This window comes from Streptomyces sp. NPDC029151 (assembly GCF_055564315.1).
The window spans coordinates 33,043-45,226 of record NZ_JBVHWQ010000010.1 but is presented as its reverse complement, the minus strand read 5'-3'; the positions used below and the strand labels follow the sequence as shown (position 1 = coordinate 45,226).

At 72.0% G+C, this 12,184-nt stretch carries 10 protein-coding genes and 2 pseudogenes; 10 read left to right on the top strand and 2 right to left on the bottom strand.

Translation table 11 applies throughout. From position 1 onward, the window contains the following. Nucleotides 1–289: 289 nt before the first annotated feature. The 9 genes and pseudogenes from ACZ4VF_RS30865 to ACZ4VF_RS30825 all read left to right on the top strand — a co-directional run bounded on the left by ACZ4VF_RS30865 (nt 290) and on the right by ACZ4VF_RS30825 (nt 8,845). Entirely contained in the window at nt 290–2,014 is a 1,725-nt protein-coding gene (locus ACZ4VF_RS30865) for an acyl-CoA dehydrogenase family protein (RefSeq protein ID WP_467930098.1), read from the top strand. Between the two features lie 1,121 nt (nt 2,015–3,135). After that, nucleotides 3,136–3,453, top strand: a pseudogene (locus tag ACZ4VF_RS30860) (alkene reductase); the annotation flags it as partial. Nucleotides 3,454–3,615: 162 nt separating this feature from the next. After that, nucleotides 3,616–4,137 (top strand): MarR family winged helix-turn-helix transcriptional regulator, encoded by a 522-nt coding sequence (locus ACZ4VF_RS30855; protein ID WP_467930097.1) that lies wholly within the window; start codon nt 3,616–3,618, stop codon nt 4,135–4,137. 392 nt (nt 4,138–4,529) lie between these two features. After that, nucleotides 4,530–4,892: a MarR family winged helix-turn-helix transcriptional regulator gene (locus ACZ4VF_RS30850; protein WP_467930343.1), complete on the top strand. Its 363-nt coding sequence runs from the start codon at nt 4,530–4,532 to the stop codon at nt 4,890–4,892. Continuing rightward, nucleotides 4,889–6,322 carry an MFS transporter gene (locus ACZ4VF_RS30845; RefSeq protein WP_467930095.1) on the top strand — a complete coding sequence of 478 codons (1,434 nt, stop codon included), beginning with the start codon at nt 4,889–4,891 and terminating at the stop codon, nt 6,320–6,322. The genes ACZ4VF_RS30850 and ACZ4VF_RS30845 overlap by 4 nt, the downstream gene beginning before the upstream one ends. Before the next feature lie 33 nt (nt 6,323–6,355). Next, a complete protein-coding gene (locus ACZ4VF_RS30840; protein ID WP_467930094.1) occupies nt 6,356–6,649 on the top strand; it encodes a DUF1330 domain-containing protein in 294 nt (97 codons plus the stop codon). A gap of 35 nt (nt 6,650–6,684) precedes the next feature. Further along, nucleotides 6,685–6,840 (top strand): annotated as a pseudogene (locus ACZ4VF_RS30835) (oxidoreductase); the annotation flags it as partial. Between the two features lie 61 nt (nt 6,841–6,901). Continuing rightward, nucleotides 6,902–7,558: a hypothetical protein gene (locus ACZ4VF_RS30830; protein ID WP_467930093.1), complete on the top strand. Its 657-nt coding sequence runs from the start codon at nt 6,902–6,904 to the stop codon at nt 7,556–7,558. A 153-nt stretch (nt 7,559–7,711) separates the two neighbouring features. Continuing rightward, nucleotides 7,712–8,845: a hypothetical protein gene (locus ACZ4VF_RS30825; protein WP_467930091.1), complete on the top strand. Its 1,134-nt coding sequence runs from the start codon at nt 7,712–7,714 to the stop codon at nt 8,843–8,845. An 87-nt stretch (nt 8,846–8,932) separates the two neighbouring features. Here the strand turns inward: ACZ4VF_RS30825 and ACZ4VF_RS30820 are convergent, their stop codons facing one another. Next, nucleotides 8,933–9,619: a hypothetical protein gene (locus ACZ4VF_RS30820; RefSeq protein ID WP_467930090.1), complete on the bottom strand. Its 687-nt coding sequence runs from the start codon at nt 9,617–9,619 to the stop codon at nt 8,933–8,935. Next, nucleotides 9,616–10,839 (bottom strand): TRAFAC clade GTPase domain-containing protein, encoded by a 1,224-nt coding sequence (locus ACZ4VF_RS30815; protein ID WP_467930089.1) that lies wholly within the window; start codon nt 10,837–10,839, stop codon nt 9,616–9,618. The genes ACZ4VF_RS30820 and ACZ4VF_RS30815 overlap by 4 nt, the downstream gene beginning before the upstream one ends. A 781-nt stretch (nt 10,840–11,620) precedes the next feature. Between ACZ4VF_RS30815 and ACZ4VF_RS30810 the strand changes: the two genes are divergently transcribed. Further along, nucleotides 11,621–12,166 carry a P-loop NTPase family protein gene (locus ACZ4VF_RS30810; RefSeq protein ID WP_467930088.1) on the top strand — a complete coding sequence of 182 codons (546 nt, stop codon included), beginning with the start codon at nt 11,621–11,623 and terminating at the stop codon, nt 12,164–12,166. Nucleotides 12,167–12,184 lie beyond the last annotated feature (18 nt).

Genomic DNA, 12,184 nt, shown 5'->3' with positions numbered 1-12,184 from the left:
CCCGCCCGCCGGCAGCGATCCGCCCGCCCCCGCACCGATCGGCCCAGCTCCGACCCACCCGGTACAGATCCGCCCGCCCCCGCACCGATCGGCCCAGCCCCGACCCACCCGGCACCGATCCGCCCGCCCCCGCACCGATCCGCCCAGCCCCGACCCACCCGGCACCGATGGGCCGGACCCGACCACCCGGCACCGATGGCCGGACCCGACCCGCCTCGGCCGGTCCGGCCGTCACGCCCCCATCCGATCCGATCCACCCCCCGTCCACCAGCCGAAAGGCGTCATCCCCATGGCCGACCAGCTGCTGTTCAACCCGCGCACCTACGACCCCGCGCACTTCGACCCCGAGACGCGCCGCTTGCTGCGGGCCACCGTCGACTGGTTCGAGGAACGCGGGAAGCGGCGGTTGACCGAGGACTACCGCACCCGCGCGTGGCTCGGCGACTTCCTCGCCTTCGCGGCGAAGGAGAACCTGTTCGCCACCTTCCTGACACCGTCGTCCGCCGCGGGGGAGGGGGAACCGGACAAGCGGTGGGACACCGCCCGCATCGCCGCGCTCAACGAGATCCTGGGCTTCTACGGCCTCGACTACTGGTACGCGTGGCAGGTCACGATCCTCGGCCTCGGCCCGGTCTGGCAGAGCGACAACGCAGCCGCCCGCGCCCGCGCCGCCGAACTCCTCGACCAGGGCGAGGTGTTCGCGTTCGGCCTGTCCGAGAAGGCCCACGGCGCCGACATCTACTCCACCGACATGCTGCTCGAACCCGACGGCGACGGCGGCTTCCGGGCCACCGGCTCCAAGTACTACATAGGCAACGGCAACGCCGCGGGACTCGTCTCCGTCTTCGGCCGCCGTACCGACGTCGAGGGCCCCGACGGTTACGTCTTCTTCGCCGCCGACAGCCGTCACCCGGCCTACCACCTGGTCAAGAACGTCGTCGACTCCTCGAAGTTCGTCAGCGAGTTCCGCCTCGAGGACTACCCCGTGGCGGCCGAGGACGTCCTGCACACCGGTCGGGCCGCCTTCGACGCGGCCCTCAACACGGTCAACGTGGGCAAGTTCAACCTGTGCACCGCCTCGATCGGCATCTGCGAGCACGCGATGTACGAGGCCGTCACCCATGCCCACAACCGCATCCTCTACGGCCGCCCCGTGACGAGCTTCCCGCACGTGCGGCGCGAGTTGACCGACGCGTACGTCAGGCTCGTCGGCATGAAGTTCTTCAGCGGCCGCGCTGTGGACTACTTCCGGTCCGCCGGCCCCGACGACCGCCGCTACCTGCTCTTCAACCCGATGACGAAGATGAAGGTGACCACGGAGGGCGAGAAGGTCATCGACCTGATGTGGGACGTCATCGCGGCCAAGGGCTTCGAGAAGGACAACTACTTCGGCCAGGCCGCCGTGGAGATCCGCGGCCTGCCGAAGCTGGAGGGCACGGTCCACGTCAACCTGGCGCTGATCCTGAAGTTCATGCGCAGCCACCTCCTCGACCCGGTCGAGTACCCGGACGTCCCCACCCGTCTCGACGCGGCCGACGACGACTTCCTGTTCCGGCAGGGGCCGGCGCGCGGTCTCGGAGCGGTGCGCTTCCACGACTGGCGGCCCGCGTTCGACGCGTACGCGCACCTGCCCAACGTGAGCCGCTTCCGCGAACAGGCCGACGCCCTCTGCGCGTTCGTGGCCACCGCCGCTCCCGACGCGGAGCAGAGCCGCGACCTCGACCTCGTCCTCGCGGTCGGTCAGCTCTTCGCCCTCGTCGTGCACGGGCAGCTCATCCTGGAGCAGGTCGCCCTGACCGGACTCGACGAGGACGTGCTCGACGAACTCTTCGCCGTCCTCGTGCGGGACTTCTCCGCGCATGCCGTCGAACTGCACGGCAAGGACTCGGCGACCGAACAGCAGCAGGAATGGGCGCTGGGGTCGATCCGGCGGCCGGTCGTCGACGAGGCACGCACCGAGCGGGTCTGGCGACTGGTCGAGGCGCTCTCCGGCGCGTACGAGATGGCGCCGTAGACACGACGTACGCATCGACGAGGCACCTCACGGGGGCCGGGCCGCACGGGCCCGGCCCCCGGTCGTTCCGGAGGCCCCGCATCACCGCGGAGGGCCGCCCCCTGCGCCGCGTCTTTGCCGCGGCGTTACCTACCCCACATGTCGGCCGACGATTGAGCACGCGCTCGATCCGCCCCGTTGACCCCGGTAGCTGCTGACCGCTGCCCGGCTCGGGTCACCCCTTGCCTTCCGTCAACCCGCCAACGGAGAACGGCCGCTTCATGGACTACTGCGTTCCGTGCAACCGCACGCTCAACGGTGCCGTCACCTGCCCCGAGTGCGGGGCCTACGACTTCGGCATGGCACAGCCGGGCGAGCGGAGAGACGGCGCTCCGGCCGTCGACGGGGCGATGCCGCCCGTCCGCCTCGACGGGGAACCGGGCTCCTCCGGCCCCGCCCTCCCCGGCCCGCCGACTCCGCCGCAGGACCTGTCGGCAGACCGGTACGACCGCCCGTCGCGGCTGAGGAAATACGCCGTCCACTCCGTCGTCGCCGTCGCCTTCACCGTCCTCGGTGGCGTGGCCACCGCGTCGGTGCTGCTCCAGCCGGCAGCCCCGCGAGCAGCGTCACCGACCGAGTCCGTCTCCGCGGAACCCGAGGTCCCCGTCACGGACTCCCCGGCGTCACCGGAGCGCGAGCCCACGCATCCGGCGCGAAGCGGCGTCCGAGACCGGAACGGGGACGGGAACGGGCGTCCTGCACCGGCCCCACCGCGCGCGCGACGGCCGGTCGTGCCGCCTCCCGCCGCCACCGCCAGTGCGCCGTCACCGGCGAAGGAGAAGCCCACCCCCCGCCCTTCCGCCAGCCGTCGTCCCAGTCCGCCCGCGCGAACGGCAACCCCCACCCCACGGCCCTCCGCCAGCCCTTCGGGCGGCGCCAGCCCCTCTCCGACCAGGAGCGGCTCACCGAGCACGTCGCCTTCACCCGACCGCTGAGGCCGACCCGGCAAGCGGCGCCGATCCCCTCTCCGACCAGGAGCGGCTCACCGAGCACGTCGCCTTCACCCGACCGCTGAGGCCGACCCGGCAAGCGGCGCCGATCCTCGCGGAAAAATTGCTCGGCCAAGTAATGGTGAGTTGAGCTTGAACCTCGCCTACCTGCACCAGCTGGAGGCCCCGGGCGTACGCGACCTGACGCTCCGGCTGCGCAAGGCATGGCCGACGACCTTCGTCCTCAACCCCTTCACCGGCCGGGAACCCACCGGACCGGCCGAGCTGGAACTCCTCGAGAACGGCACCGCCGACCTGCTCGCCTACGGCGCCCTCTTCCTCGCCAACCCCGACCTGCCCGCCCGCCTGGCCCGGGGCGGCCCGTTCAACACCCCCGACCCCGCCACCTTCTACGGCGGCGACGAGAAGGGCTACACCGACTACCCCGCGCTGGAGGAAGCCGACGCCTGACGGCTCGGCGGCAGACCCGAGCCCGCCGGGCATGCCGCGCCTGAGCAGCGCATATCCTGCCCTCAGGATGCGGCCGAGGGGCGCACGCGGCGGTCGGCCCCACCGCCGGCCGCCGCGGTCGGCCCCGGTGGTCAGGCCGCACGGGAGGAAGCGGAAGGCGCCATGGAAACCGAGGCAACGCCCCAGGTCCCCGAGGCCGGGGAACTCCCCGAGGCCGCACGCCGGGGGCCCATCAGTCATGCGATCTTCCGGGTGGCCCGACTGCACCGCATGCTCGCCGGCCAGCTGCTGCGCGAGGTCGGACTGCACCCGGCCCAGGAGCTGGTCATGATGCAGCTCTGGGACCGCGGCCGGATGCGTCAGACCGACCTGGCCCGGCACGTCGGCGCCGACGCGGCCACCATGACCCGCACCATCCAGCGCCTGGAGAAGGCGGGCTTCGTGCGCCGCGTGCGCTCCACCAGCGACAAACGCTCCGTCCTGGTCGAACCCACCGCCGCCAGCCAGGCCCTGCGCCAACAGGTCGAGGACCTCTGGGCGCGCCTTGAGGGCTGTGCCGCCGGCGACCTCACCGACGCCGAACGCGGCGAGAGCCTCGCCGTGCTCGAACGCCTCGAAATCAACCTGGCCGCCGTCGTCAAGGACGCCGTCCCGCCCGCGCGCCCCGACGCGCCCGACGCCTGACGGTGCGGTCGGGGGGCGAACAGGTCGTACCTCGTACAGCGCGAACCGGGTGTGTCGCGCACCACATCCAGCGCCACGCACCGCGCGAACCAGGGCCACCCGGCCCCCCGGCCACCGGGTTGGACACCGCCCAGGGCCGAGCGACCCCCCATGCCCCTCGCCCGGCTCCCCGTGCCAACGTGCCCGTCGTTCCTCCCGTCCGGCCAGGAGGCGGGCGTCCTCGTTCGCAGCTCCCCGAGTCGGCGCCGGTCGGCCATTTACATAAGCCGTGAATATAAAAAGGCTATGCTTCATGCGTGAGCCGTCAACACACCACTCCTGGCGCGTCCGCCGCCATCGGGGCAGCCCTCTATGGCCTGGCCACCAGGGCCGCGAGACGCCTGCCCCGGGACATGAGCCTGACATCCGCCGCCACCCTGGCCACCCTCGACCGGACCGGCCCCCGGCGCATCACCGATCTGGCCGCGGTCGAGGGCGTCACCCAGCCCGCGATGACCGCCCTGGTCCGGGTGATGGAGGAGTCCGGCCTGGTCGAGCGGCGGGGCGACGCGTCCGACAAGCGGGTCACGCTGGTGTGTCTGACCGAGGCCGGCGCCTCCTATGTCCGGACGCGGCGCCAGGCGGGCGTCCACGCGTTCGAGCGGTTGATCGGCGAGCTCACCGGCGACGAGGTCGAGGCGCTGGTGGCGGCCCTTCCGGCGCTGGAGCATCTGGCAGAGCTCGAAAGCCGGGACCGCGAAGGGCCGAAACAGTGACCGGGCAGCCGGTCGACGGAGTCGAGGTGAAGGCGTTCCCGGTGGCGCGTACCGAGGCACGGCTGCTGGTCCCCGCCCTGATGTTCATCGCTCTGGTCGTGGCGGCGGTCGCCAGCCTCGGGACGCCGCTCATCACCAGCGTGGCGACCTCGTTCCACGTCTCGCTCGGCAGCGCGCAGTGGACGCTGACCGTCGCGCTGCTCAGCGGCGCCGTCGCCACGCCGGTCCTGGGCCGGCTCGGAGCAGGCCCGCACCGGCGGGCCACCATCCTCGCCACGCTGGCGGTCGTCGTCGCCGGCAGCGCCCTCACCGTGCTGCCGCTGCCGTTCGCGTGGCTGCTGGCCGGCAGGGCGGCCCAGGGCGTCGGACTCGGGCTGACGGCACTGATGATGGGCGTCGCCCGGGACCACCTCCCCGAGGAGCGCGGCGCGGCCGTGATCGCCCTGATCTCGGTGGTCTCGATCATCGGGGCCGGCGTCGGCTACCCGCTGGCCGCACTGCTCGCCGAGCTCGGCGGGGTACGGGCCGCCTACGGCCTCGGTCTGGTCGTCACCGCCGCCGCCCTCCTGACCGCGTGGCGCTCCATGCCCGAAGCCCCCGAAGGCCGCTCCGCCCGCGTGGACGTGGCAGGCGCGGTCGTCCTGGCCGCTGCGCTGCTCCTGGTGCTGTTCCTCGCCGGCGAACGGAATCTGTGGAGCCGGCACCTCGCCGTGGCGGCGGGCCTCGCCGTCGTCGCGGTCGTGCTGCTCTGCGCCTGGGCCGTCATCGAACTGCGCAGCACGACGCCCCTGGTCGATGTGCGGGCGGTGCGGCACCCGGCGGTCGCCGGGGCGAACCTCGCCATGTTCGTCGGCGGGATCGGCATGTACCTCCTGCTCACGCTCATCACCCGGTACGCACAGACGCCGCACGGCGCCGGCTACGGCTTCGGGCTGACGACCTTCGTCGCCGGGCTGGTCCTCATCCCGTTCTCGGTGCTGGGGTTCGTCGCCGGCAAGCTCACACCGCGGGCCGGGAAGCGGATCGCCGCCCCCCTGCTCCTGGCCGGCAGCGCCGTCGTGGTCGGCGGCGGGTTCGCCCTGTTCGCGGCGGCCCGGTCGGACCTGGCAGAACTGTTCGCGGCGATGGGCGTGCTCGGCTGCGGCGTCGGCGGCTTCTCGGCCGCGATGCCCGGCGTCATCCTGGCCGTCACCCCCAAGAGCGAGACGTCCAGCGCCATGAGCTTCCACTACGTCGTCCGCAGTGTCGGGTACTCCCTGGGCAGCGCCATCGGCGGCCTGATCCTCGCCGCGGGCACCGGCCCCGGCCACCTCTTCCCCGACGACAGCGCCTACACCACCGCGGCGCTGGCCGGCATCGGCGCCATGGCGTTCACAACGCTGACGGGACTCGCCCTCGCCCGCCGACGCTCGTCCGACACCACCCCGTAAGTCGGATGCACTCATCCCCACACTGGAGGTTCCATGCCCAAGGGCTACTGGGTCAGCGTCTACCGCACCATTTCCGACCCCGAGAAGCTGGCTGCCTACAACAAGCTGGCCCGTCAGGCCGTAGAGGCCGGGGGTGGTCGGACCCTCGTCCGTGGCGGACGGGTCACGGCGCATGACGCCGGCATCGCCGAGCGCACCGTCCTGGTCGAGTTCGACAGCTTCGAGCAGGCCGTCGCGGCGCGCGAGAGTGCGGCCTACCAGGAGGCGCTGGCCGCTCTCTCCGACGGCGTCGAGCGCGACTTCCGCATCGTCGAAGGCGTCGACTGACCGAGGCCCGTCCGTTCTTCACCGACGGACCCTGTCGGTCGGACGGCTTGGAGGAGCGGGGTGAAGGGGGCGGCGTATGGGTCGTCGGGGACGGGCCGACCGGTATCGAGACCGCCACCCAACTCGCCGAGTCACGACCCGGCCTGGTCGCCCGCGGCGGGCTGGGCGCCTCGCTCTCCGCCGGCGCCCGCAAATCGTCACCCGGTGGTGACGCGGCCACGATCGCAGAGGTTCGCCGCCTATCCTCGTGACGTGAAGTGGCCTTGGAGTCGTTCGAACGTCGCCCGTGTCCTGGTGGCGGCGTTTCCGGCCCACCTCGCCGGCGACGTGCAAACCGTCCTGGCACTGGTGCCTCACGCCGGACTCGAGCCGGCGGACGCCTTCGAGGTCGAGGTGCAGGGCGAGACCGTCGCCATCCCCTCGCGCATCTACAACGAGGAGCCGGTCGCGGACTGGGAGCACCTGTTGACCGGAACGCAGCAGGTGATTCTGCACTGCCTGTACACCCGGCATCACGACGGCCGGGTGCGTCAGCGCCACCTCGAACGGATCGTGGGATCGAGGGAGCCGTGGGTGGTCCCGTTCGTGCTGCAGCTGGCCGGCGAGTACGTGGTGGAGATCGTCGACGTGATCAGGCACGGGCTTGCCGACCTCGCCGTCCCGGGTTCGGCCCGGCGCAGGCTCTACGGGGAGTTCATCAGGGCCAACCCGCTCTTCTTCGCGCGTACGGAGCGACGCGTGGTGAGCTACTGGTCGTGCTACTACCGCGGGCAGTACCGAGTGTTCGGGACGTATCCGGGTTCCGCGCTCGTGGAGACGTTCCGCGCCGCCGCGTCGGAGCAGCTGGGCGCGCCGTGGCCGCGCAACTCGCCGCCTCCGACGGCGGGCTCGGCCGGCGGGCCTGCCTGAGCGCCGGTGACCGGGCCCTCAGGCGACGGACTGTCGAGGGCCGGGGCCGGTCACGCACGCCCACCGGTGCGACGCCCTTCCGGAGGCTGATCACGAGGGCGTACTCTCCTTGCCGCGCACAGGATCTTCACACCGGGGTCAGGGGGAGACCGCATGCAGCACCGTTCCACACCGCTCGCCACGACTCTGGGGGCGGCGGCCCTGCTGTCGACAGCCGTCGCATGGGGCGCGGCGACCTTCCGGAGCGCCACCGGGCCGCGTCTGGACATGGTCGTGTCCCTGGCCCTGGCCTCGCTCTTCGCCCTGGGCTGGGTGCTGGCCTCCCGGGCGGCCCCGCTCGCGGAACCGCTGCCGGCGACGGCGCCTGTCCGGAAGACGGTCCCCGGCAGGCTGGGAGCGCTGCGCCGGGACTGGGGGCTCATCGCGGCGGCCTACCTCACCGTGTGGGCACCCTACGCGGCCGCCTGCGCCGCCAACGAGGGCCGCGAGTCGCTGCTGGGCGACCTGCTCGTCGTGCTCACCTTCCTCCTCGGTACCGCGCTGTCGCTGTGCGGTCTCTCCCTGCTCCAGAGCCATCTCGATCCCGCGCAGCGCATGCTCAGGGAGGACGCCGCCGCGGGCGCCGTGCACGCGGTTCGGGTCCGGTTCGGCACCCCCGTGCGGGAGACGTACCGGTACCCGACAGGCAAGGGTGTCGGCCGGATCGGCGTCAGGTCCTCGTACTACATCGAGCTGGTCCCCGAGGGCGAGTCCGACGGCCTGGGGACCGTCCGGCTCGGTACGACGCACGCCGGCCACAGCGTCATCGTCAGCGAGAAGCACCTGACCCATGCCGCTGCCCGGCTCGTGGGTCACGGCGGCTGGCTGTGCTGGCCGACCCGGTGGCGCGACATCGCGGGCACGGAGAAGGAGCGCAAGGTCTCCGCCGCGTTCGTCTCCGACTCCGGCCATGTGGTCTGGGGCGTGACGCAGGAGGAGGACTACACGCCCTACCTGCGGCAGGGTGGCGCCCCGGTGTGCGCGACCGATACCACGCTGACCGTCACGCCGCTTCCCCGGCCGTCCCGCTACTTCCCGAAGGTGCACGGCCGGCACCTGGGCGTCGCGGCGGCCGGTGCCCTCCTCGCGCTGCCCTTCCTGCTGGACGTCGTCCCGTACTGGGCCGGCCTCCTGCTGGGCGTGCTCTCGGGGGCCCTGGGGCTCTTCGCGGGGATGACGTTGGACGGAGTGGGCGTCGACCAGGAACCGTGGAGCGTACGCGAGAGGCTGCACCCCGCACTGCAATAACGCAGAGAAGGCAGACAAGGGGGACGAGGGAGACGCGGGCGACGAGGGAGACCGGATCGAGCTGCTCGTCCGGTCCGCCGGCCGGCCTCACAGCAAGGCGGCCAGTACGGCGACGAGCACCACGAGCGCGCCCAGCAGCCACCAGAGAACGCGCCGGTCCGCAGGCTTGGTCGGGACGGAAGCCGAGGTCACGCAGCGTTCTTCCCGACCGGAGGAGGCGGTCGACGGCCCGGCGGGGGAGTGGGGAGCCTGGGAGGGAGGCGGCGAACTGGACGACCCCGCCAGGCCGGCCGCGCCGGTCGGCACGGACGTCTGCGGTCGGAAGCCCGGTCCCTCCTCCCTCAGGAACCGACGGAACGCTACGACGGCTTCGGCGCGCGCGTCCGCCAGGTCCGCCGGGACGAGTTGCCCTCCGGGGGCAGCCCCGGGCCGGAACAGGAGGCCGTAGGCGATCTCGATCGGCCGCCCGGCGTCATCGCGCAACAGCTCGTCCGGACCCAACGGCGGGTCGGCCGGAGCAGGACGGGGGGCGTCGGGAGCACACTCCGCCTCCGCGATGTGGGCGATCCGGTAGACGAGGGTGTGGCGGGCGTGCCCGCGTGTCATGACGGTCGTCACCACTCGGTCCTTCGGTGTGACGCTGCCGCTGATCGCGTCGCGCAGCACTCCGGACTGCCCGGCCTCCGCCAGGAACCGGGGGACCAGGACGGTCCGGTGACCGACGGAACGGCCGGGCGCGACGAGGAACGGCCACCCGCCGGCCACCGGACTCACAACGGCTGTCCGTCGCGGAGCACGGACGCGGGCCACTGCGCCGTGAAGTCGGTCAAGGCGGAGTTCATCCGGTCCACCGCGATCCGCCGCGCCGCTGCGGCCTCCTCGGAGAGCGCCTCCACCTCACCGAGGCCCTCCACACGCTTGGCGAGCTTCAGGTCGCCTCGCTCCCTGAGGCTGGCGGTGATCGCGTGCACGGCCGTCTCACTTGCCTTCTCGAAACCCTTGCCGGTGACGGTGCCGACCGTACCGGTGATCACCTTCGTGAGACGGTCACCGATGATTCCCGCGATCCACTTCACCCTCTCGGCCGGTGTCAGCCGCGTCTCGCTCTGGAGCGCCTTGAGCAGATGCCTGCGCGTCGCTTCGTCGAGCGAGTCGAAGACCTGGCTGAACAGATCGGGCAGAACCGCGAGCAACGGCGTTTCCACGTGCAGGGGTCGGGGGATTCTCCCCCGGATCTTCTCCATCCGGCCGTTCTCCCGGGGCCGGACATAACCGTTTCCCACGGCGCTGACCGGAATCAACCTGACCGCGGGAACGGCCAGCGCGCCGGGCAGGACCGCGTTGTCCACGATGAGGGCGAAATCCCTGACCCTCATCAGCTCGTCACGGACGCGGGCGAGACTCTCCTTCTCGGACGCCTCCAGACCGCTGAGCAGGTCCCACTTCGTCACCACGAAGTGGACCGGTTTCTCCACCTGCTGCAGGAGGCCGAAGATCGTGGACATGCGCGTGTGGAAGTGCTGGAGGCCCTCTTCCTCGCCCCGGACCAGGCCGAGGATCTTCTGTCCGTCCAGGAGACAGAGGACGGTGTGCGCCGATTCCACGCGCTGCTCGAGCTCCCGCGCGCGATCGGAACTGTCCTCGTCGGCCGACGCGTCGGTGAACAGTTCACCGGCGTAGTCCAGGTAACGGATCCGCAGGAGCGGCCAGTTGCGCCCCTTGTACCTGGTCTTGCAGTCGAAGAGGTATTCACGCGCGTCCGCGGGCCGGGTCGACGCCGGCCAGTCCTTGGCCGGGTCCGCGACCATGGCGTACACACCGTCCAGGAGGTACTTCCGCGTGTCCAGGTCCGTGGTCAGCATGGCACCGACCCGGCGGTCCTGAACCCCCATGTACTTGAACAGACTCGCCAGGTAGACCGTCTTGCCCGATTTGGACGGCCCGACAACAAGGACGTTGACCGTCAGGGTCTCGCTACCGGACTCCAGCGCCATACGTGTCTCCCCCCAGAGCGTGCAGCACAGCCGCCACAGCATAGAGAGCGGGGATCAGCACGGCAACGACCCGGCGAGGCCGGGTACACGGCCCGGGGAGACGACCTCGACCGCAGGACGCCGCAGCCGGATCCGGCGCCGAACACACTGCGGCATGCGCCGTGAGCCATGCGCAATGCCGCTGCCCACCGTCCGCCGCCCTTCGTCACGGACTCGCGCAGCACCTGAGACCGGGGCGCCTCCGAGCCTCCGCCGGCGTGCGACTCGCCTCAGAGGTCCGGGAGCGGCCGCATCCATTCCATCGTCAGCGGCAGTCTCCGTGCCGACCCGGCCGCCTCCGGTGCTGTCGGCCAGGCAGGCTGTCGCAGAGCGTTCGTGATGGCGGGCGACCGCCGTCACCGCCGCCGCTCGCAGCTGGGTGCACTGCGACCGCGCGGGGTCCCGCACCAGCCGCGAGGCCGGTCCCCCTGGGCTTGCAGTCCCCGCCTCCCGGCCGTAACCGGGCCGGTCAGGTCACCCGCCGGCTGGGCCCGTCCCGTACGCCGGACGACTGTCCTGTACGCGGACGACTGTGCCGTACGCGGACTACTGCGCCGCGGCTCGTGCCGGCCGGCTCGACCGGGCCGCCCCGGGGCGAGCGACCGAGCCACCCCGGGGCGGCAGAACTGGCTGGGTACCACCGGGGCTGAGCCCCGCGCACGAGGAGAGAAGTCACTCGTCCAGGCGTCGGAACCGACGGTGTCCCGCAACTCCCCGGGCGAGGGTGCCGGCGGACGATAGCGTGACCGCTGTGAGGGTGGGCACTGAGGAAACCCGGTTGGTCGTCCTGCGCGGCAACAGCGCCTCGGGAAAGTCGTCCGTCGCGGCCGGCCTCCGCGAGAGGTTCGGCCGCGGCCTGGCCCTGGTCGGCCAGGACAACCTTCGCCGCATCGTCCTGCGTGAGCACGACCGGCCCGGAGCGGCGAACATCGGCCTGATCGACCTGACGGCACGGTACGCCCTGGACGCCGGCTATCACGTCGTGGTCGAGGGCATCCTCCACGCCGACCGCTACGGTGACATGCTCGCCCGACTGCGCGCCGACCACCGCGGCCCGACCCACGGCTACTACCTGGACGTACCGTTCGGTGAGACCCTCGCCCGGCATGCCACCAAGCCGATCGCGGACGAGGTCGACGAGACGCGACTGCGCGACTGGTACCGGCCGTGCGATCTGCTGCCCGGCGGCATCGAGACCGTCATCGGTGCCGACAGCGCCCTGCACGAGACGATCGACCGCATCATGCACGACACCGGTCTGGCCCACCTGCCCGCACTGGACCGCTGACCACACACCGGCGCGACG

Excerpts from the sequence above, each read along its gene's own strand:
- ACZ4VF_RS30855 (WP_467930097.1), top strand. The coding sequence starts at position 3,616 with ATGGAAACCGAGGCAACGCCCCAGGTCCCCGAGGCCGGGGAACTCCCC.
- ACZ4VF_RS30815 (WP_467930089.1), bottom strand. The coding sequence starts at position 10,839 with ATGGCGCTGGAGTCCGGTAGCGAGACCCTGACGGTCAACGTCCTTGTT.
- ACZ4VF_RS30850 (WP_467930343.1), top strand. The coding sequence starts at position 4,530 with ATGAGCCTGACATCCGCCGCCACCCTGGCCACCCTCGACCGGACCGGC.
- ACZ4VF_RS30865 (WP_467930098.1), top strand. The coding sequence starts at position 290 with ATGGCCGACCAGCTGCTGTTCAACCCGCGCACCTACGACCCCGCGCAC.
- ACZ4VF_RS30840 (WP_467930094.1), top strand. The coding sequence starts at position 6,356 with ATGCCCAAGGGCTACTGGGTCAGCGTCTACCGCACCATTTCCGACCCC.
- ACZ4VF_RS30825 (WP_467930091.1), top strand. The coding sequence starts at position 7,712 with ATGCAGCACCGTTCCACACCGCTCGCCACGACTCTGGGGGCGGCGGCC.